This is a genomic window from Klebsiella sp. PCX, from assembly GCF_021869705.1.
Lineage (GTDB): Bacteria > Pseudomonadota > Gammaproteobacteria > Enterobacterales > Enterobacteriaceae > Klebsiella > Klebsiella quasipneumoniae.
Map to the genome: position 1 here is coordinate 283,041 of NZ_CP091527.1, position 17,233 is coordinate 300,273.

Here is a 17,233-nt window from a genome sequence, read left to right on the forward strand (position 1 = left end):
CTGGTCTTATTTGCTGACCATAATGCGAATGATCTCTTTATCAGTTTGCGCCATAGGCTTAATCACGAGGCGGCACAGGTTATTAATCGACTGTTCGACGTCGGCGCAGACAATGCCGTCGTTGGCGCTGGCGCAGCGGTTTTGCATCGCCATCAATACAGATTTAAAGGCGCTGGAAACCACCGAGGACACCTTCATCGCGCAGCTGTTGGAGGCGCCATCACAAATCATGCCGGTAACATCGCTAATCATATTGATGATGGCGGTGTTGATGGTTTCGATATTGCGGGTAAACAGCCATGCCATACCGGCGGCGGCGCCCATGGCGGCGGTGGAGGCCGCGCACAGTGCGGACAGGCGGGTATAGCGCGAATGGATGGAAATGGCCGTCAGATGTGAGAGCGCTAGCGCGCGAGCGAGCGTCTCTTCATCGGCATTCAGATGCTCGGCGACGGTTACCACCGGCATGGTCGCCGCGATCCCCTGGTTGCCAGAGCCGAAGTTCGACATAGCCACCACCGGGGCGCCGCCCATACGCGCATCGGAAGCCGCGACGGTGTTGATAATGACCTCACTCATTAAGTCATTGCTTAACAAACCATTTTTAACGGCTTCAGAGAATGTTCCGTTAATATTCAACCCATACTTTTTCGATTTTCCTTCTGCAGCCAGTGCGCTATTGAGGCGGGCGGCTTCCAGAATAAACGTAATATTCTCAACCGGGGTGGAGATAATAAAGTCATACGCTTCCTGGAGAGAGAAAGTTGGCAGTTCGGCCTGCGCTGTGGCGCTATTTTCCCCGGCGTGTAATGGCTGCTGTTCGCCATTAATATATAACTCGACCACATTGGTATGCGTGCCTTTTACCACGACGCGACAGGTCTGGTCACCGGCGCTGAGGGTGAGATCGAGATGAATAAAGTCAGGCGTGTCCTGGACGTCAATATTAACGTGGCCGGCGTCCACCAGCGCTTGTGCCTGTTCCACATGCTGTGAAGTAATGCCTGCCAGGGTCTGTAATCCCTTATCGGCATCGCCGCCAAAGGCGCCGATGGCGGCGGCCAGCGCGACGCCATTCACTGTCGTGCCGGGAATCGTGACGCCCGTGGCGTTTTTATACAGGTTGGCAGAAATAAAACCGCTAATTTTTTCGCAGGGTATCGCTAAATGTTTCGCGGCGTAAGCGGTGGTAAATGAAATAGCAACGGGTTCAGTGCAACCTAATGCTGGTGCGACTTCTCGCTGTAGCCAGCGAATAAAAAGAGAGGATGTTTGGTCAGACATTATTATGATTCCTGGACGTAAGATGATGAGGAAATATGCTAAGGGAATCGGCAGAAAAAAACTTTCTCAAATAACCCTTTATTTATTAAGGTCTGGAGAAAAATTTTATTTTTAGCTATATCTAAACATGCAGTCTTGTATGTAAATTAAGCTATTGATTAACAATGGTTGTATAAGCAAATTTTTATGCAAATCATGGGAATCAGTTATGTCGATCACACGCCGTTAAGGAGAGCATTTTTCTCTTTTGCCGAAATCCTGCCCTGAGGGCGCAAAAATTTAAAGCCCACGCGGTGAGGGGTAACTGTAGATCTGGATCACACTTTTGCGCTATACCGGACGCAACAAGGACTGATTATGAGGTGTGAATATGTCGTCGGTTTATCGCCCACTGGTGAATTTTATCGCCACTGCGATGCAAACGGTTTTGAATCTTGGGCTGCTGTGCCTGGGGATTATCCTGATCGTCTTCCTCGGTAAAGAGACGCTGCATCTGGCCGATGTCCTCTTTACCCCGGAGCCGACCAGTAAGTACCGGCTGGTGGAAGGTTTGGTGGTCTACTTTCTCTACTTCGAGTTTATCGCGCTGATCGTCAAGTATTTTCAGTCGGGGTTCCATTTCCCGCTGCGCTATTTTGTCTATATCGGCATCACCGCGATTGTGCGTCTGATCATCATCGACCATGAGTCGCCGATGGCGGTACTTATTTATTCCGCCGCGATCCTGATCCTGGTGATTACGCTCTGGCTGTGTAACTCTAATCGCCTGAAACGCGAATAAAAAAAAGCGGCCTCCAGGGCCGCTGACCAACAGTCACAAATAGAATTTATGTAGGGTCCAGTTGAGGATAGCAGTGGCATTGGCCTTACTTTTTCAGCTGAGGGCGACGGCGACAATACCCGGTTGGGGTCGTGTATTGCGGCTAGACCGTCGGCCCTCCTCTGAAATTTGGGGCCGGTGTTACAAAAAACTTAACCTTTCACCCCGCCCGCCGTCAGGCCGTTCACCAGCCAGCGCTGCGCCAGCAGGAACACGACCGTAATCGGGATGGCGGAGAGTACCGCCGCGGCGGCAAAGTCGCCCCACAGATAGTTCTGCGGGTTGAGATACTGTTGCATACCTACCGCCAGGGTATAGCTGTTCACATCGCGCAGCAGCAGCGAGGCGACCGGCACTTCGGTGATAGCCGCGATGAACGACAGAATAAAGACCACCGCCAGAATCGGCACCGACAGCGGCAGCAGTACGAGGCGGAACGCCTGCCATGGGGTCGCGCCATCCAGCGCAGCCGCTTCTTCCAGCGAGCCATCGATGGTTTCGAAGTAGCCTTTGATGGTCCAGACGTGCAGGGCGATACCGCCCATGTAGGCAAAGATCACGCCGCCGTGGGTGTTGAGGCCGACGAACGGGATGTACTGGCCCAGGCGGTCAAACAACGCGTACAGCGCCACCAGCGACAGCACCGCCGGGAACATCTGGAAAATCAACATCCCTTTCAGCAGGGTCGCTTTCCCCGGGAAGCGCATACGGGCAAAAGCGTAGGCGCAGGTGGTGGAGAGGGCGACGATACCGATCGCGGTGATCCCGGCGACCTTAATCGAGTTCCACAGCCACAGCAGGACCGGGAACGGCGGCGGCGTGACGCGGCCATCCGCGTGTTCGACGCTGAAGCCTAACGCCAGACGCCAGTGCTCCCAGGAGATGGTATCCGGGATCAGGCTGCCGGTGGCGAAGTTACCCTCGCGCAGCGAGATGGCGATAACCATCAGCAGCGGAAACATAATCGCGGCGATAAAAATCAGTAGCAGGAGATGCGTGGTAAATAAACGTAGCTTCTGCGATTTGGGTTGGACCATAGCCATTGTAATTTTACTCCCCTTGACTTCGCACCAGGCTATTTTGCTTGCCATTTTGAACTCGGGCAGTGCTCAGAATCCTCACGTACTACGTGTACGCTCCGGTTCTTCCGCGCTGGCCGAGTCCAAACTGCCCGCGCCAATAACGCCTGGTTATTCCAATTAATCAAACTTCATGCGTGTGGCTTTCAGGTTCACAATCGCTAACGCGCCAACCAGCAGGAAGATAAGCGTTGCGATAGCCGCCGCCAGGCCGAAGTCCTGACCGCCGCCGCCTTCAAAGGCGATACGGTAGGTGTAGCTCACCAGCAGGTCGGTATAACCGGCCGGGGTGGTGGTGCCGAGACGGTCCGGACCACCGTTGGTCAACAGTTGAATCAGGACGAAGTTGTTAAAGTTAAAGGCGAAGCTGGCGATCATCAGCGGCGTCAGCGGCTTAATCAGCAGCGGGAAGGTAATTTTAAAGAAGTTCTGGAACGGGCCGGCGCCATCCATTGCCGACGCTTCGTACAGATCGTCCGGAATCGCCTTCAGCAGCCCCATGCACAGGATCATCATGTACGGGTAGCCCAGCCAGGTGTTGACGATGATGATCATGGTGCGCGCGGTGGTCGGGTCGCTAAACCACGCCGGCTTAATGCCGAACAGCGTGCTGAGCATCATGTTGATTTCACCAAAGCTCTGGTTGAACAGACCTTTGAAAATCAGAATCGAAATAAATGACGGTACGGCATACGGCAGAATCAGCAGGACGCGGTAAATCGCTTTGCCTTTCAGTGCTTCCCACTGCACCAGGCAGGCAAGGATCATCCCCACCGCGACGGTCAGCACCACGGTCAGCACCGAGAACACCACCGTCCAGACGAAGATCGCGAAGAACGGTTTCTGGATGCCTTCATCGTGGAAGACGCGGGTAAAGTTGTCCCAGCCGATAGTCACGGTGTAGCCCGGGCTCAGCTTTTCTGTGCCCCAGCTACCGTCGGCGTTGATGGCCTGGTAGAAACCAACGTCGTTGTTCGGGCGGTATTTGACGTGGGTTTGATTGTTGGTCAGCACGCCGTTTTCGCCAAGCGTATACAGCGGTTGGGTGCCGGAGAACTGGCGCAGCGAGCTCATGATCACTTTGCTGTCGTCAGGCAGCACGGCGGTCAGCTGGTTCAGCGCGGTGCGGTTCTGGGTAATGACGCGCAGGTTGGCGCGCTCGCCTTCCGGCAGGGCGTCGGTTTCTTTTAACGCCAGCTTCTGCTCGCCGCCGAATTTAAAGGCGTCGGAAAGGTAGTTTTTACCGCTCTCACCGTCGGTCAGGGCCAGCTTCCACTCGTCGCCTGCCGGGATCAGCGTGAAGTTATAGGCTTTGCCGGCCTGGAAGGAGCGATCCATCAGCACCTGCTGCGCGCGCTCAAAGGTCAGCTGGTTGGTGCTGCTGTAGTTGGTGAACGCGATAGCGATAGTACAGATCAGCGGAAACAGGACAAACAGGCCCATGCCGGCGAGGCCGGGATAGACATAGCGCCAGGCATAAGCCTTGCGGTTAGCGAAAATATACAGGCCAACTGAGCTTAAAATCAGCGTCATGATGGCGAACAGGTACTCCCCCTGGGCGTACATCAAAACAACAAGGTAACCCACCAGCAGGCACAGTAAGCCAATCACAGACCATGTGAGTTGCGGACTTTGCCACCAGTGTTTCTTTTTAACGGCATCCATGGGGATCATCCTCTACAGCGGTGAAAGCTTATTTGTCAGGTGGCGCTTCGCTTACCTGACCTACGGTCCGAGCCGTAGTGGTAGGGCGGGTAAGCGCAAGCGCCACCCGCCGTTTTCTTACTTGGTGATACGGCTCTGGGCATCCTTCAGCGCAGCATCGACAGTCTGACGACCGCTGGCGGCGTTGATAACCGCGGTACGAACGGCATACCAGAAGGCAGACATCTGTGGGATGTTAGGCATGATTTCGCCTTTCTGGGCGTTCGCCATGGTGGCGGCGATGCGCGGATCTTTTTCCAGTTTTTCCTGGAAGGATTTCAGCGCCACGGCACCCAGCGGTTTGTCGTTGTTAACCGATTCCAGACCCTGATCGGTCATCAGGTAGTTTTCGAGGAACTCTTTCGCCAGCTCTTTATTCGGGCTGGCGGCGTTGATCCCCGCGCTCAGCACGCCAACGAACGGTTTCGATGGTTTGCCTTTAAAGGTCGGCAGCAGGGTCACGCCGTAGTTAACCTTGCTCTTATCGATGTTAGACCACGCCCACGGACCGTTGATGGTCATCGCGGTTTCACCTTTGTTGAAGGCCGCTTCCGCGATGGAGTAATCGGTATCGGCATTCATGTGCTTGTTCTTGATCAGGTCAACCAGGAAGGTCAGGCCCGCTTTCGCGCCTGCGCTGTCCACGCCGACGTCTTTCACATCGTACTTGCCGTTTTCAAACTTGAACGCGTATCCGCCGTCGGCAGCGATCAGCGGCCAGGTGAAGTACGGTTCCTGCAGGTTGAACATCAGCGCGCTCTTACCTTTCGCTTTCAGTTCTTTATCCAGCGCCGGGATCTCTTCCCAGGTCTTCGGCGGGTTCGGCACCAGGTCTTTGTTGTAAATCAGGGACAGCGCTTCCACCGCGATCGGGTAGGCGATCAGTTTGCCGTTATAGCGAACGGCATCCCAGGTGAACGGATAGAGTTTGTCCTGGAACGCTTTGTCCGGGGTGATTTCCGCCAGCAGGCCGGACTGCGCGTAGCCGCCGAAACGGTCATGCGCCCAGAAGATGATGTCCGGGCCGTCGCCGGTCGCCGCAACCTGCGGGAATTTCTCTTCCAGCTTGTCCGGGTGTTCTACGGAAACTTTAATGCCGGTGTCTTTTTCAAACTTTTTACCCACTTCAGCGAGGCCGTTGTAGCCTTTGTCGCCGTTAATCCAGATAACCAGCTTACCTTCTTCAATTTTCGCGAGGGCAGAGGCGGAAAACATCATCGTGGTCAGTGCCGACAGCGCGAGGATGCGAGCGCCAGTTTTGATTTTCATATACCCGTCCTTTTTGGTGTTGTACTCGTGGATACACTTCGGTGGCTTAACGATGATGAGTTTCCTTTTTTAACAACCCCTTTCCATCCTCCCCAGGTCTACGCCCCACCCGCTGGTTGTGTGATCTCCATTGCAAAAACGGCCGTATTGCGTCCTGGAGCACAGAAAAAAGCGCCCAATTTTGTCGCCTCCATCACGAAATCACGCGCCGCCCGCCATCCCCCGCGGCGAGAGCCAATCTCTCATCCTCCCATCTCCTCCCCCATAAAAAAGCCGGGGGGTGGAGGATTTGCCCGGCTAATGAATGCCGCATAGTCGACCCATCTTGAATGTGACTGTTAGTGACAGGTTGTAACGAAGGGAGAAGGGCATGGCGAGCGTACAGCTGCGAAATGTAACGAAAGCCTGGGGTGACGTGGTGGTATCGAAAGATATCAATCTCGATATCCACGAAGGGGAATTCGTCGTGTTTGTCGGGCCATCGGGCTGCGGCAAATCTACCCTGCTGCGTATGATTGCCGGGTTAGAAACTATTACCAGCGGGGACCTGTTTATCGGGGACACCCGCATGAACGAGATCCCACCGGCAGAACGCGGCGTTGGGATGGTATTCCAGTCTTATGCGCTCTATCCCCACCTTTCCGTTGCGGAAAATATGTCGTTTGGCCTGAAGCTGGCCGGCGCGAAAAAAGATCTGATTAACCAGCGGGTGACCCAGGTTGCGGAAGTGCTGCAGCTGGCCCATCTGCTGGAGCGTAAACCGAAAGCCCTCTCCGGCGGTCAGCGCCAGCGCGTGGCGATTGGTCGTACCCTGGTGGCTGAGCCGAGCGTCTTCCTGCTGGATGAGCCGCTTTCCAACCTCGATGCCGCCCTGCGCGTCCAGATGCGTATTGAAATCTCCCGTCTGCATAAGCGACTGGGCCGCACCATGATCTATGTCACCCACGATCAGGTGGAAGCGATGACCCTCGCGGACAAGATCGTGGTCCTCGACGCTGGCCGGGTGGCGCAGGTCGGGAAACCGCTGGAACTCTATCACTATCCGGCTGACCGCTTCGTCGCCGGCTTTATCGGTTCACCGAAGATGAACTTCCTGCCGGTTAAAGTCACCGCGACGGCTATCGATCAGGTGCAGGTTGAACTGCCGAACCGTCAGCAAATCTGGCTGCCGGTGGACAGCGCCAACGTTCAGGCGGGCGCCAACATGTCCTTAGGTATCCGCCCGGAGCATTTACTGCCCAGCGATATCGCCGATGTGACCCTCGAAGGTGAGGTTCAGGTCGTCGAGCAGTTAGGTCACGAAACGCAAATTCATATCCAGATCCCCGCCATCCGTCAGAACCTGGTTTACCGCCAGAACGACGTGGTGTTGGTAGAAGAGGGAGCCACATTCGCCATCGGTTTGCCGCCAGAACGTTGCCATTTATTCCGTGAGGATGGCACCGCTTGTCGTCGGCTGCATAAAGAGCCGGGCGTGTAAGGCTTCCCATTAAAAAAAGGCGCGAACCCGGCTGGCGGTACACCGGCGAAGCGTGCAAAGAAAAGCAATGATCTCAGGAGATAGAATGATGATTACTCTGCGCAAACTTCCACTGGCGGTCGCCGTCGCGGCAGGCGTTATGTCTGCTCAGGCGCTGGCTGTCGATTTCCATGGCTACGCGCGTTCCGGCATTGGCTGGACCGGCAGCGGCGGCGAGCAACAGTGCTTCAAAGCGACCGGCGCTCAAAGTAAATATCGTCTTGGTAACGAATGTGAAACCTATGCGGAACTGAAGCTGGGCCAGGAGCTGTGGAAGGAAGGGGATAAGAGTTTTTATTTCGATACTAACGTTGCCTATTCCGTGAATCAGGAAGATGACTGGGAAAGCACCTCTCCGGCGTTCCGTGAAGCCAACATCCAGGGTAAAAACCTGATCGACTGGCTGCCGGGCTCCACGCTGTGGGCGGGTAAACGCTTCTATCAGCGTCATGACGTTCACATGATCGACTTCTACTACTGGGATATCTCCGGCCCGGGTGCAGGTCTGGAAAACGTTGACCTTGGCTTCGGTAAGCTCTCTCTGGCCGCTACCCGTAACTCAGAAAGCGGCGGCTCTTATACTTTCTCCAGCGATGACACCAAAAAATATGCTGCGAAAACTGCCAACGACGTCTTTGACATCCGTCTGGCGGGCCTGGAAACCAACCCGGGCGGCGTGCTGGAGTTAGGCGTCGATTACGGCCGTGCTAACCCGCAGGATGACTACCGTCTGGAAGACGGCGCGTCGAAAGACGGCTGGATGTGGACCGGTGAACATACTCAGTCCATCTGGGGCGGCTTCAACAAGTTTGTCGTTCAGTACGCCACTGACGCAATGACCTCCTGGAACAGCGGCCACTCTCAAGGGACCAGCATCGATAACAACGGCAGCATGATCCGCGTTCTGGATCACGGCGCGATGGACTTCAACGATGACTGGGGCCTGATGTACGTTGCGATGTACCAGGACGTGGATCTGGACAGCAAAAACGGCTCCACCTGGTACACCGTGGGTGTTCGTCCGATGTACAAATGGACGCCGATCATGAGCACCCAGCTGGAAATCGGTTACGACAACGTGAAATCCCAGCGTACCAGCGAAAACAACAACCAGTACAAAATTACTCTGGCTCAGCAATGGCAGGCAGGGAACAGCGTCTGGTCTCGTCCGGCTATCCGTATCTTCGCAACCTACGCGAAGTGGGATGAAAACTGGGGCTACAGCAACACCTCCGGTCTGCAGACAAAAGACAGCAGCGGAAGCGGCGCTTTCACCTCCAGCCGCGGTGACGACAGCGAAGTTACCTTCGGTGCCCAGATGGAAGTGTGGTGGTAATACCGTCCGCAGGACGGGTGTAACCTGGGAGGGGCATCGGCCCCTCCTGACTATTCAGGGTTAGCGCGCTATTGCCTGGCTACCGCTAAACCGATGCTATCCAAGGTGAGAAGAATGAAAATGAAGAAAACTCTCGTCGCTCTGTGTTTATCCGCAGGGATGTTGGCATGCGTGCCGGGGATGAGCCTTGCCGATGTTAACTTTGTACCGCAGAACACCAGCGCCGCGCCGTCTATTCCAGCCAGTGCGCTGCAGCAGCTGATCTGGACGCCTGCCGATCAATCGAAGACGCAGAGCGTAGATTTAACCACCGGCGGTCAACGCCTGGATGTACCGGGGATCGTCGGACCGGTCGCCGCCTGGAGCGTGCCGGCCAATATCGGTGAGCTGACCCTGACCCTCGACAGCGAGCTGAACAAACATAAGCAGATTTTTGCGCCGAACGTGCTGATTCTCGACCAGAACATGACGCCAGCGGCGTTCTTCCCCAGCAACTACTTCACCTATCAGCAGCCGGGCGTGATGACTGCCGATCGCCTGGGCGGCGTGATGCGCCTGACCCCGGCGCTGGGCCAGCAGAAGCTCTATGTGCTGGTATTTACCACTGAAAAAGATCTCCAGCAGACCACCACCCTGCTGGATCCGGCGAAAGCCTATGCCAAAGGCGCAGGCAATGCGGCGCCGGACATTCCGGATCCCATCGCCAAACATACCACCGATGGCGTGCTGAAGCTGAAAGTGAAAACCAACAGCACCTCCAGCGTGCTGGTGGGGCCGCTGTTCGGCTCCTCCGGCCCGGGCCCGGTCACCGTCGGTAACACCGCGGCGCCGGTAGCCGCGCCAGCCGCCGCAGCCGCTACGGCGCCGGCCGCTAAAAGCGAACCGATGCTCAGCGATACCGAAACCTACTTCAATAACGGTATTAAGCAGGCGGTGAAACAAGGTGACATCGACAAAGCCCTGAAATTGATGAACGAAGCTGAGCGCCTCGGCTCGAAATCCGCTCGTTCCACCTTTATCAGCAGTGTAAAAGGCAAGGGGTAATCGTCTCCCCACAATGCTGATGTTTAGGCACAGCCTTTAGGTGCATCCTCCGGGATGCACCTTTTTTTGCACGCGCGGCGGTCTGTTGCATGGCTGTTGCGTGAATGATCGTATATTGACGTTTGCCCGCCACCAACCGCCTATTCTGCGATACAATGCTTGCACGTTATGTACCGGAGAATCAGGCATGTCCCATCCTGCGCTTACGCGACTGCGTGCGCTGCGCTATTTTGCCGTTATGCCGCCCCTGGCGCCGCCTCTGAGTGACTGGCTGCTGCTGGAGGACTCAATGACCCAGCGTTTTGAGCAACAAGGAAAGCAGGTCACCGTCACCCTGGTTAACGAAGGGTATATCGGGCGTGAGGCGCTGGCTGACGAAGCGGCGCTGTTGCCCGACGAGCCGCGCTACTGGCTGCGGGAGATTATACTCAATGCCGACGGTGAGCCCTGGCTGGCCGGGCGCACGGTGGTGCCGGAGTCGACGTTGTGTGGGCCGGAGCTGGCGCTACAGCAGCTCGGGCAGACCCCGCTGGGGCGATACCTGTTCACGTCGTCGACGTTAACCCGCGATTTTATTGAAATTGGTCGCGATGCAGCGCTGTGGGGGCGTCGTTCCCGCCTGCGGCTGAGCGGCAAACCCCTGCTGCTGACCGAGCTGTTTTTGCCTGCGTCGCCGTTGTACTAAGAGGAAGAAAAAATGGAGTGGAGTCTGTCGCAGAATAAGCTGTTGGCGTTTCATCGCCTGATGCGCACTGACAAACCGATCGGCGCCTTGCTGCTGCTGTGGCCGACGCTGTGGGCGCTATGGGTGGCCTCGCCGGGCGTCCCGCCGCTGTGGATCCTGGCGGTGTTTGTCGCCGGCGTCTGGCTGATGCGCGCCGCCGGCTGCGTGGTGAATGACTATGCCGATCGAAAATTTGATGGTCACGTAAAGCGTACCGCCCGCCGTCCGCTGCCGAGCGGCGACGTCACCGAGAAAGAGGCGCGAACGCTGTTTATCGTTCTGGTGCTGCTCTCCTTCCTGCTGGTGCTTACCCTCAACACCATGACGATTTTGCTGTCGGTGGCGGCGCTGGCGCTGGCGTGGGTCTATCCGTTTATGAAGCGCTACACCCATCTGCCGCAGGTGGTGCTGGGGGCGGCCTTTGGCTGGTCGATCCCGATGGCCTTCTCGGCCGTCAGTGAATCGCTGCCGCTGAGCTGCTGGCTGATGTTCCTCGCCAACATTCTGTGGGCGGTGGCCTACGATACCCAGTATGCGATGGTGGATCGCGATGACGACGTCAAGATCGGCATTAAATCGACGGCGATCCTGTTCGGCGAAAACGATCGTCTGATTATCGGTATCCTGCAGGTGGCCGTGCTGGCGCTGATGGGCGCGGTGGGCTGGCTGAATGGGCTGGGCTGGGAATACTACTGGTCGCTGTTCGTGGCGGCGGGTCTGTTTGGCTGGCAGCAGAAGCTTATCTTCAATCGCGACCGCGATAACTGCTTTAAAGCGTTTATGAACAACAACTACGTCGGGCTGGTGCTGTTCCTCGGCCTGGCGATGAGCTACCTGTAAAACCCCTGTCCCCATCCCCCCGGTTTACCGGGGGGCGGTGAGGACGGCAAACGCCGCGTTACGCGTCGTCCTGCGTGACGCTTTCGATCGTCAGACGTACATCCGACGTAATCAAATCCGCCAGCATCCGGTAGACCTTCAGGGTCTCTTCCGGCTCGGCATCGCCCGTATCGCTGATATAGCCTTCATCGCGCAGGGTCAACACCAGGGTACTGAACACTGCTTTGTCGAAGAACTCCGGCGCGTTGATGCCATGCAGCACCGACAGGCGCTGCGCCACGGTACGGCTCTCTTTCTCCAGCGAGCTGCGGTTGATCGACGGGTTAGCGCTCAGCAGCCAGAAGGTGATGGCGTAGCGCTGCAGCGTCTCGCGGGCGCCTGCGGCCAACAGCTGCAGGGAGCGAGAGTGCGACGGGTTAAGGCTCATCACATCGCCATCGATGACGATCAGCTCCTGACGCAGCATCTCGGCAATCAGCGCATCCATTACTCCGGCCAGCTCCGCTTTCTCCCAGCGCAGGAACAGCTCGGCTTTGAGGAACGGGTAGAGCGTTTCCACATGGCGCAGCACTTCGGCGCGGCTGAGATGACGATGCTGAGTCACCAGGGCGGCTAACAGCGACGGCATCACCAGCATATGGGCGATGTTGTTGCGATAGTAGGTCATCAGCACCGCCTGCTCGCGCGGCAGAATGATGATGTCGCCAATGGTGTCCTTTTCAACTTCGAACTTATTCATCTGCAGTGCATGATCGATGAGCTCGCTGGCCGAAGCGGACGGCGCGGTGGCATCCGGCGAATAGGGCACATTGCGCAGCAGCGCGAGGTAACACTCCAGCTGCTGGGTGAGCTGCTCACGGGTCAGCGAACGCTGGCGGGAGGCCAGCAGCGCCGTACAGCACAGGTTCATGGCGTTGGCCGCGCCGGCGTTGTTGATGCGCACCATCAGGTCAGCGGCGATGTTATTCACCGTCGGCGTCAGCCAGGAGGGGCGGACCGCTTCGATCGGGTCAATCGCTTCCCGCCACTCCGGCACATGGTGGTTCAGGTAGGTCATCAGCGGCAGCGGTTCGCCGAAGTTAACGTAGCCCTGGCCAAGGTTGCGCAGCTTGCTTAAGCCGCGCAGCATCTGCGGCAGACTCTCTTTCTCTTTGGTGGCGCCGCGCAGCTCTTTGGCATAGGTCCCCACCTCCATCACGTGCTCGTAGCCGATATAGATCGGCACCAGAGTGATCGGCCGGGTGCCGCCGCGCAGCATCGCCTGGATGGTCATCGACAGCGTACCGGTCTTCGGATCGAGCAGACGGCCGGTACGGGAGCGGCCGCCTTCGACGAAATACTCCACGGAATAGCCGCGGCTGAACAGTTCACCAAGGTACTCGCGGAACACCGTGGAGTAGAGCTTGTTGCCCTTAAAGGTGCGGCGAATAAAGAACGCGCCGAGGCGGCGGAAGATTGGCCCGGCCGGCCAGAAGTTAAGGTTGATACCCGCCGCGATGTGCGGTGGCACCAGCCCCTGGTGATACAGGACGTAAGAGAGCAGCAGATAGTCCATGTGGCTGCGGTGGCAGGGGACATAGACAATCTCATGGCCGTCGTGCGCCAGCTGGCGTACGCGCTCGGCGTTATGCACGTTGATGCCCTGATACAGGCGGTTCCAGGTGAAGCCGAGAATGCGGTCGGTCAGGCGGATCATCTCGTAAGAGAAGTTCGCGGCAATCTCTTCCATCAGTGCAATCGCGTTCTGCTGGGCCTTCTCGTGGGAAATTTTCTTGCTGCGTGCTTCGTCTTCCACCGCACGGGCAATGGCCTTCGACGCCAGCAGCTTGTTAAACAGATCCTGGCGGGCCGGCAGACGCGGGCCGACGGCGGCCAGGCGCTGGCGGGCAAAATGCATCCGCGCGACGCGAGCCAGTTTCTGGGCGATGATCTTATCAGTACCGTGCTCATCGGCCATGCGACGCAGCGATACGGAAGGCGAGAAGCGCACGAAGCTGTCGCGGCCGAGCCAGGAGACGGCGAAAAATTTCTGAATGCCGTTAAGCATCCGCAGCGGCGGATTGACTTCCCCTTTCTCACGACCCGGCGAGCGGCCGAACATCACCGACACCGGCACCATTTGCACATCAAGATCCGGATGGTTGCGGTGCAGATCGAGGTAGTCGTGGAACAGCTTGATGGACTCTTCTTTTGGCGTGTAATAGGTGAATACGCGCGGCCCGCCGTGGATGAATACGTAGCGCGGCAGCAGGGCGCCGTCGATTTCCAGCGGTTCTAGCGGGTCAGGTAAATCATGCGCCAGGCATTGGGCGCGCAGCGTCAGCAGGTCCGCCTTGGAGTTATAGGGCAGGACGTACATGACCGGACGCGAGGTATCGAGTCCTAATTCCTGAGCAGGCTCTGCCGGAATAGACTTGCTTTTTACCAGCACCCGTAATGGTAAATTCAGTAATTTATAGTAAATTCGTTGCCAGCCGGACATAAACGATGTGAAGCCTCTGGTTAATCATGCAAATGCGCGGCAAGAATAACAGAAAGCGGGCAAAATTTCCGTTACCGCGCGGCAAACGCGTACACTCATCGACGTCATTTACATAAAAAAGGTTTTGTGATGGCCAATAATACCACCGGGTTAACCCGAATCATTAAGGCGGCAGGTTACTCCTGGAAAGGATTTCGCGCGGCGTGGATCAACGAGGCCGCGTTTCGTCAGGAAGGCGTCGCCGCCATTGTGGCCGTCGCAATAGCCTGCTGGCTGGACGTCGACGCCATCACCCGCGTATTGCTGATTGGCTCGGTCCTGCTAGTGATGATAGTCGAAATTCTCAACAGCGCGATTGAGGCGGTCGTGGACCGTATTGGCTCGGATTATCATGAGCTTTCAGGGCGCGCCAAAGACATGGGGTCGGCGGCGGTCCTGCTGGCGATTATCATCGCGCTGATCACCTGGGGAACGCTGCTGTGGAGCCATTATCACTAACGTTCTTCGCTAACCCTCGCAAAATATAAACATTCTGCCGATTTTTGTGTGCCATGTGGTTCCAAAATCACCGTTAGCTGTATATACTCACAGCATAACTGTATATACACCCAGGGGGCGGAATGAAAGCGTTAACGACCAGGCAGCAAGAGGTGTTTGATCTCATTCGGGATCATATCAGCCAGACGGGCATGCCGCCGACGCGTGCGGAGATTGCTCAGCGCTTGGGGTTCCGTTCCCCAAACGCGGCGGAAGAACACCTGAAAGCGCTGGCGCGTAAAGGCGCGATCGAGATCGTCTCCGGCGCCTCGCGCGGTATCCGCCTGCTGACGGAAGAAGAGCACGGCCTGCCGCTGATCGGCCGCGTCGCCGCCGGTGAGCCGCTGCTGGCGCAGCAGCATATTGAAGGCCACTATCAGGTCGACCCGTCGATGTTCAAGCCCAACGCCGATTTTCTGCTGCGCGTCAGCGGGATGTCGATGAAAGACATCGGTATTCTGGATGGCGATCTGCTGGCGGTCCACAAAACCCAGGATGTGCGCAATGGCCAGGTGGTGGTAGCGCGCATTGACGATGAAGTGACGGTCAAGCGCCTGAAAAAGCAGGGCAACGTCGTCGAACTGCTGCCGGAAAACAGCGAGTTTACCCCTATCGTTGTCGATCTGCGTCAGCAGAGTTTTACCATTGAGGGTCTGGCCGTTGGCGTGATCCGTAATGGAGAATGGCTGTAACGCCTGCCCCTGCGCAGCGTCATCTGATGCATGACGCTGCGACGTTTGTCCTCTATCAGGTCTCCGAACATGCTGCTCAACGCTGCCGATAAAGCGCTGTGGCGCCTTGCACTCCCCATGATTTTCTCCAATATCACCGTCCCGCTGCTGGGGCTGGTGGATACCGCAGTGATCGGCCACCTTGACAGCCCGGTATACCTCGGCGGCGTCGCGGTCGGAGCAACGGCCACCAGTTTCCTGTTTATGCTGCTGCTGTTTCTGCGCATGAGCACCACCGGGCTGACCGCTCAGGCCTGGGGGGCCAAAGATCCGCTGCGACTGGCGCGGGCGCTGGTGCAGCCGCTGGTCCTGGCGCTGGGCGCCGGGGTGGTGATTATCCTGTTTCGCCTGCCGCTGATTAACCTCGCCCTGCATATCGTCGGCGGCAGCGAGGCGGTTCTCGAGCAGGCGAGACGGTTTCTCGAAATCCGCTGGCTCAGCGCGCCCGCCTCGCTGGCCAACCTGGTGCTGCTCGGCTGGCTGCTGGGGGTCCAGTACGCCCGGGCGCCGGTGATTTTGCTGGTGGTCGGTAATCTGTTGAATATTGTGCTCGACCTGTGGCTGGTGATGGGCCTGCGGATGAACGTCCAGGGGGCGGCGCTGGCCACGGTCACCGCGGAGTACGCGACCCTGATTATCGGCCTGATGATGGCGAAGCGGGTGCTAACGCTGCGCGGCGTGTCGCTGGCGATGCTGAAAAACGCCTGGCGCGGAGACATGCGCCGTCTGCTGGCGTTGAATCGCGACATCATGCTGCGCTCCCTGCTGCTGCAGCTGTGCTTTGGCGCGCTGACCGTCTTCGGCGCCCGGCTGGGCAGCGATATCGTGGCGGTCAACGCCGTACTGATGACCATGCTGACTTTTACCGCCTACGCGCTGGATGGCTTTGCCTATGCCGTGGAGGCCCACTCCGGCCAGGCCTACGGCGCGCGCGACGGCAGCCAGCTGCTGGAGGTGTGGCGGGCGGCCTGCCGGCAGTCCGGTATGGTGGCGCTGGCGTTTGCCCTGGTTTACAGCCTGGCGGGGGGGCACATCATCGCGCTGTTAACCTCGCTGCCTTCCCTGCAGCAACTGGCCGATCGCTATCTGATCTGGCAGACGATCCTGCCGGTGGTCGGGGTCTGGTGCTATCTGCTGGACGGCATGTTTATCGGCGCGACGCGCGGCGCGGAGATGCGGAACAGCATGGCGGTCGCCGCGGCCGGCTTCGCCGTGACGCTGCTTACGGTCCCGGTGCTCGGCAATCACGGCCTGTGGCTGGCGCTGGCCGTGTTTCTCGCCCTGCGCGGCCTGTCGCTGGCGCTGATCTGGCGCCGCCACTGGCGACGCGGGACCTGGTTTAGCTAGTTATTGCCGTTCATAACGGCTATCCATGAATTCCCGAGGTTGCGCACCGCTTACCGGGGCAACTCAGTAGCCCGGCTCAGCGTAGCGCAAGCCGGGGAAATCTCCTCAGCCTTATCCATCGGTATGGTGGTTAAAAATTCCGAATAACGAATCGGCGCCAGCATTCTCATCTATAGTTAATACCATGTCCGGCACAAAACGGGCTGTAAACCCACCGAATGATGAGGACGTTATCATGAATAAAGACGAAATCGGCGGTAACTGGAAACAGTTGAAAGGTAAAGCCAAGGAACAGTGGGGCAAACTTACCGATGATGATATGACCGTAATCGAAGGGAAGCGCGACCAGCTGGTCGGCAAAATTCAGGAGCGTTACGGCTATGCGAAAGATCAGGCTGAGAAAGAAGTCTCAGACTGGGAGCATAAGAACGACTATCGCTGGTAGCGTTCCTTGATCCGAAGAAAGAAGCATTTGTGTTAGTGCCTGTCTGAATGGCGCAGGGACGCGCCGTTAACC

15 protein-coding genes are annotated in these 17,233 nt (G+C 57.4%); 10 read left to right on the top strand and 5 right to left on the bottom strand.

Annotation, left to right across the window (positions count from 1 at the left end; all coding sequences use genetic code 11):
• Positions 1 to 6: 6 nt before the first annotated feature.
• On the bottom strand, positions 7 to 1,284 hold the full coding sequence (locus tag GQR96_RS01320) for an L-cysteine desulfidase family protein (RefSeq protein ID WP_004206279.1): 1,278 nt from the start codon (positions 1,282 to 1,284) through the stop codon (positions 7 to 9).
• Between the two features lie 370 nt (positions 1,285 to 1,654).
• Between GQR96_RS01320 and psiE the strand changes: the two genes are divergently transcribed.
• Complete coding sequence (gene psiE, locus GQR96_RS01325) at positions 1,655 to 2,065, top strand: phosphate-starvation-inducible protein PsiE (RefSeq protein WP_004206282.1); 411 nt, start codon at positions 1,655 to 1,657, stop codon at positions 2,063 to 2,065.
• A 191-nt stretch (positions 2,066 to 2,256) separates the two neighbouring features.
• On the opposite strand, the gene malG is transcribed toward psiE, so the two are convergent.
• The 3 genes from malG to malE all read right to left on the bottom strand — a co-directional run bounded on the left by malG (position 2,257) and on the right by malE (position 6,156).
• Positions 2,257 to 3,147 carry a maltose ABC transporter permease MalG gene (gene malG / locus GQR96_RS01330; protein WP_002884725.1) on the bottom strand — a complete coding sequence of 297 codons (891 nt, stop codon included), beginning with the start codon at positions 3,145 to 3,147 and terminating at the stop codon, positions 2,257 to 2,259.
• 156 nt (positions 3,148 to 3,303) lie between these two features.
• A complete protein-coding gene (gene malF / locus GQR96_RS01335; RefSeq protein ID WP_017900124.1) occupies positions 3,304 to 4,848 on the bottom strand; it encodes a maltose ABC transporter permease MalF in 1,545 nt (514 codons plus the stop codon).
• A 117-nt stretch (positions 4,849 to 4,965) separates the two neighbouring features.
• Positions 4,966 to 6,156 carry a maltose/maltodextrin ABC transporter substrate-binding protein MalE gene (gene malE, locus GQR96_RS01340; protein WP_004206285.1) on the bottom strand — a complete coding sequence of 397 codons (1,191 nt, stop codon included), beginning with the start codon at positions 6,154 to 6,156 and terminating at the stop codon, positions 4,966 to 4,968.
• A gap of 370 nt (positions 6,157 to 6,526) precedes the next feature.
• On the opposite strand from malE, the gene malK reads away from it, so the two are divergent.
• The 5 genes from malK (at position 6,527) to ubiA (ending at position 11,619) form a co-directional block, all read left to right on the top strand.
• Positions 6,527 to 7,636, top strand: a complete 1,110-nt coding sequence (gene malK, locus GQR96_RS01345; RefSeq protein WP_002884743.1) for a maltose/maltodextrin ABC transporter ATP-binding protein MalK — start codon at positions 6,527 to 6,529, stop codon at positions 7,634 to 7,636.
• 85 nt (positions 7,637 to 7,721) lie between these two features.
• On the top strand, positions 7,722 to 9,011 hold the full coding sequence (locus GQR96_RS01350) for a maltoporin (RefSeq protein WP_002884747.1): 1,290 nt from the start codon (positions 7,722 to 7,724) through the stop codon (positions 9,009 to 9,011).
• 114 nt (positions 9,012 to 9,125) lie between these two features.
• The gene (malM, locus tag GQR96_RS01355; RefSeq protein ID WP_004206287.1) at positions 9,126 to 10,055 is read left to right on the top strand and encodes a maltose operon protein MalM; all 930 of its coding nucleotides are present in this window, start codon (positions 9,126 to 9,128) and stop codon (positions 10,053 to 10,055) included.
• 187 nt (positions 10,056 to 10,242) lie between these two features.
• Positions 10,243 to 10,740 carry a chorismate lyase gene (gene ubiC, locus GQR96_RS01360; RefSeq protein ID WP_017900123.1) on the top strand — a complete coding sequence of 166 codons (498 nt, stop codon included), beginning with the start codon at positions 10,243 to 10,245 and terminating at the stop codon, positions 10,738 to 10,740.
• Between the two features lie 12 nt (positions 10,741 to 10,752).
• Positions 10,753 to 11,619, top strand: a complete 867-nt coding sequence (gene ubiA, locus GQR96_RS01365) for a 4-hydroxybenzoate octaprenyltransferase (protein ID WP_002884808.1) — start codon at positions 10,753 to 10,755, stop codon at positions 11,617 to 11,619.
• A 58-nt stretch (positions 11,620 to 11,677) separates the two neighbouring features.
• Here the strand turns inward: ubiA and plsB are convergent, their stop codons facing one another.
• Positions 11,678 to 14,101 (bottom strand): glycerol-3-phosphate 1-O-acyltransferase PlsB, encoded by a 2,424-nt coding sequence (gene plsB / locus GQR96_RS01370; protein WP_004206289.1) that lies wholly within the window; start codon positions 14,099 to 14,101, stop codon positions 11,678 to 11,680.
• 129 nt (positions 14,102 to 14,230) lie between these two features.
• Here plsB and GQR96_RS01375 point away from each other — a divergent pair, with 129 nt between their 5' ends.
• The 4 genes from GQR96_RS01375 (at position 14,231) to GQR96_RS01390 (ending at position 17,161) form a co-directional block, all read left to right on the top strand.
• Positions 14,231 to 14,599: a diacylglycerol kinase gene (locus GQR96_RS01375; protein WP_004206290.1), complete on the top strand. Its 369-nt coding sequence runs from the start codon at positions 14,231 to 14,233 to the stop codon at positions 14,597 to 14,599.
• Between the two features lie 122 nt (positions 14,600 to 14,721).
• Positions 14,722 to 15,330, top strand: coding sequence for a transcriptional repressor LexA (gene lexA, locus GQR96_RS01380; RefSeq protein WP_004206291.1), 609 nt, complete (start codon positions 14,722 to 14,724; stop codon positions 15,328 to 15,330).
• A gap of 69 nt (positions 15,331 to 15,399) precedes the next feature.
• The gene (dinF, locus tag GQR96_RS01385; protein WP_004206292.1) at positions 15,400 to 16,716 is read left to right on the top strand and encodes an MATE family efflux transporter DinF; all 1,317 of its coding nucleotides are present in this window, start codon (positions 15,400 to 15,402) and stop codon (positions 16,714 to 16,716) included.
• A 235-nt stretch (positions 16,717 to 16,951) separates the two neighbouring features.
• Positions 16,952 to 17,161, top strand: coding sequence for a CsbD family protein (locus tag GQR96_RS01390; protein WP_004206293.1), 210 nt, complete (start codon positions 16,952 to 16,954; stop codon positions 17,159 to 17,161).
• The last annotated feature ends 72 nt before the right edge of the window (positions 17,162 to 17,233 follow it).

What these genes read in the sequence shown, in the direction of transcription:
- GQR96_RS01320 (WP_004206279.1), bottom strand. Translation starts at nt 1,284, where the DNA reads ATGTCTGACCAAACATCCTCTCTTTTTATTCGCTGGCTACAGCGAGAA.
- psiE (WP_004206282.1), top strand. Translation starts at nt 1,655, where the DNA reads ATGTCGTCGGTTTATCGCCCACTGGTGAATTTTATCGCCACTGCGATG.
- malG (WP_002884725.1), bottom strand. Translation starts at nt 3,147, where the DNA reads ATGGCTATGGTCCAACCCAAATCGCAGAAGCTACGTTTATTTACCACG.
- malF (WP_017900124.1), bottom strand. Translation starts at nt 4,848, where the DNA reads ATGGATGCCGTTAAAAAGAAACACTGGTGGCAAAGTCCGCAACTCACA.
- malE (WP_004206285.1), bottom strand. Translation starts at nt 6,156, where the DNA reads ATGAAAATCAAAACTGGCGCTCGCATCCTCGCGCTGTCGGCACTGACC.
- malK (WP_002884743.1), top strand. Translation starts at nt 6,527, where the DNA reads ATGGCGAGCGTACAGCTGCGAAATGTAACGAAAGCCTGGGGTGACGTG.
- GQR96_RS01350 (WP_002884747.1), top strand. Translation starts at nt 7,722, where the DNA reads ATGATGATTACTCTGCGCAAACTTCCACTGGCGGTCGCCGTCGCGGCA.
- malM (WP_004206287.1), top strand. Translation starts at nt 9,126, where the DNA reads ATGAAAATGAAGAAAACTCTCGTCGCTCTGTGTTTATCCGCAGGGATG.
- ubiC (WP_017900123.1), top strand. Translation starts at nt 10,243, where the DNA reads ATGTCCCATCCTGCGCTTACGCGACTGCGTGCGCTGCGCTATTTTGCC.
- ubiA (WP_002884808.1), top strand. Translation starts at nt 10,753, where the DNA reads ATGGAGTGGAGTCTGTCGCAGAATAAGCTGTTGGCGTTTCATCGCCTG.
- plsB (WP_004206289.1), bottom strand. Translation starts at nt 14,101, where the DNA reads ATGTCCGGCTGGCAACGAATTTACTATAAATTACTGAATTTACCATTA.
- GQR96_RS01375 (WP_004206290.1), top strand. Translation starts at nt 14,231, where the DNA reads ATGGCCAATAATACCACCGGGTTAACCCGAATCATTAAGGCGGCAGGT.
- lexA (WP_004206291.1), top strand. Translation starts at nt 14,722, where the DNA reads ATGAAAGCGTTAACGACCAGGCAGCAAGAGGTGTTTGATCTCATTCGG.
- dinF (WP_004206292.1), top strand. Translation starts at nt 15,400, where the DNA reads ATGCTGCTCAACGCTGCCGATAAAGCGCTGTGGCGCCTTGCACTCCCC.
- GQR96_RS01390 (WP_004206293.1), top strand. Translation starts at nt 16,952, where the DNA reads ATGAATAAAGACGAAATCGGCGGTAACTGGAAACAGTTGAAAGGTAAA.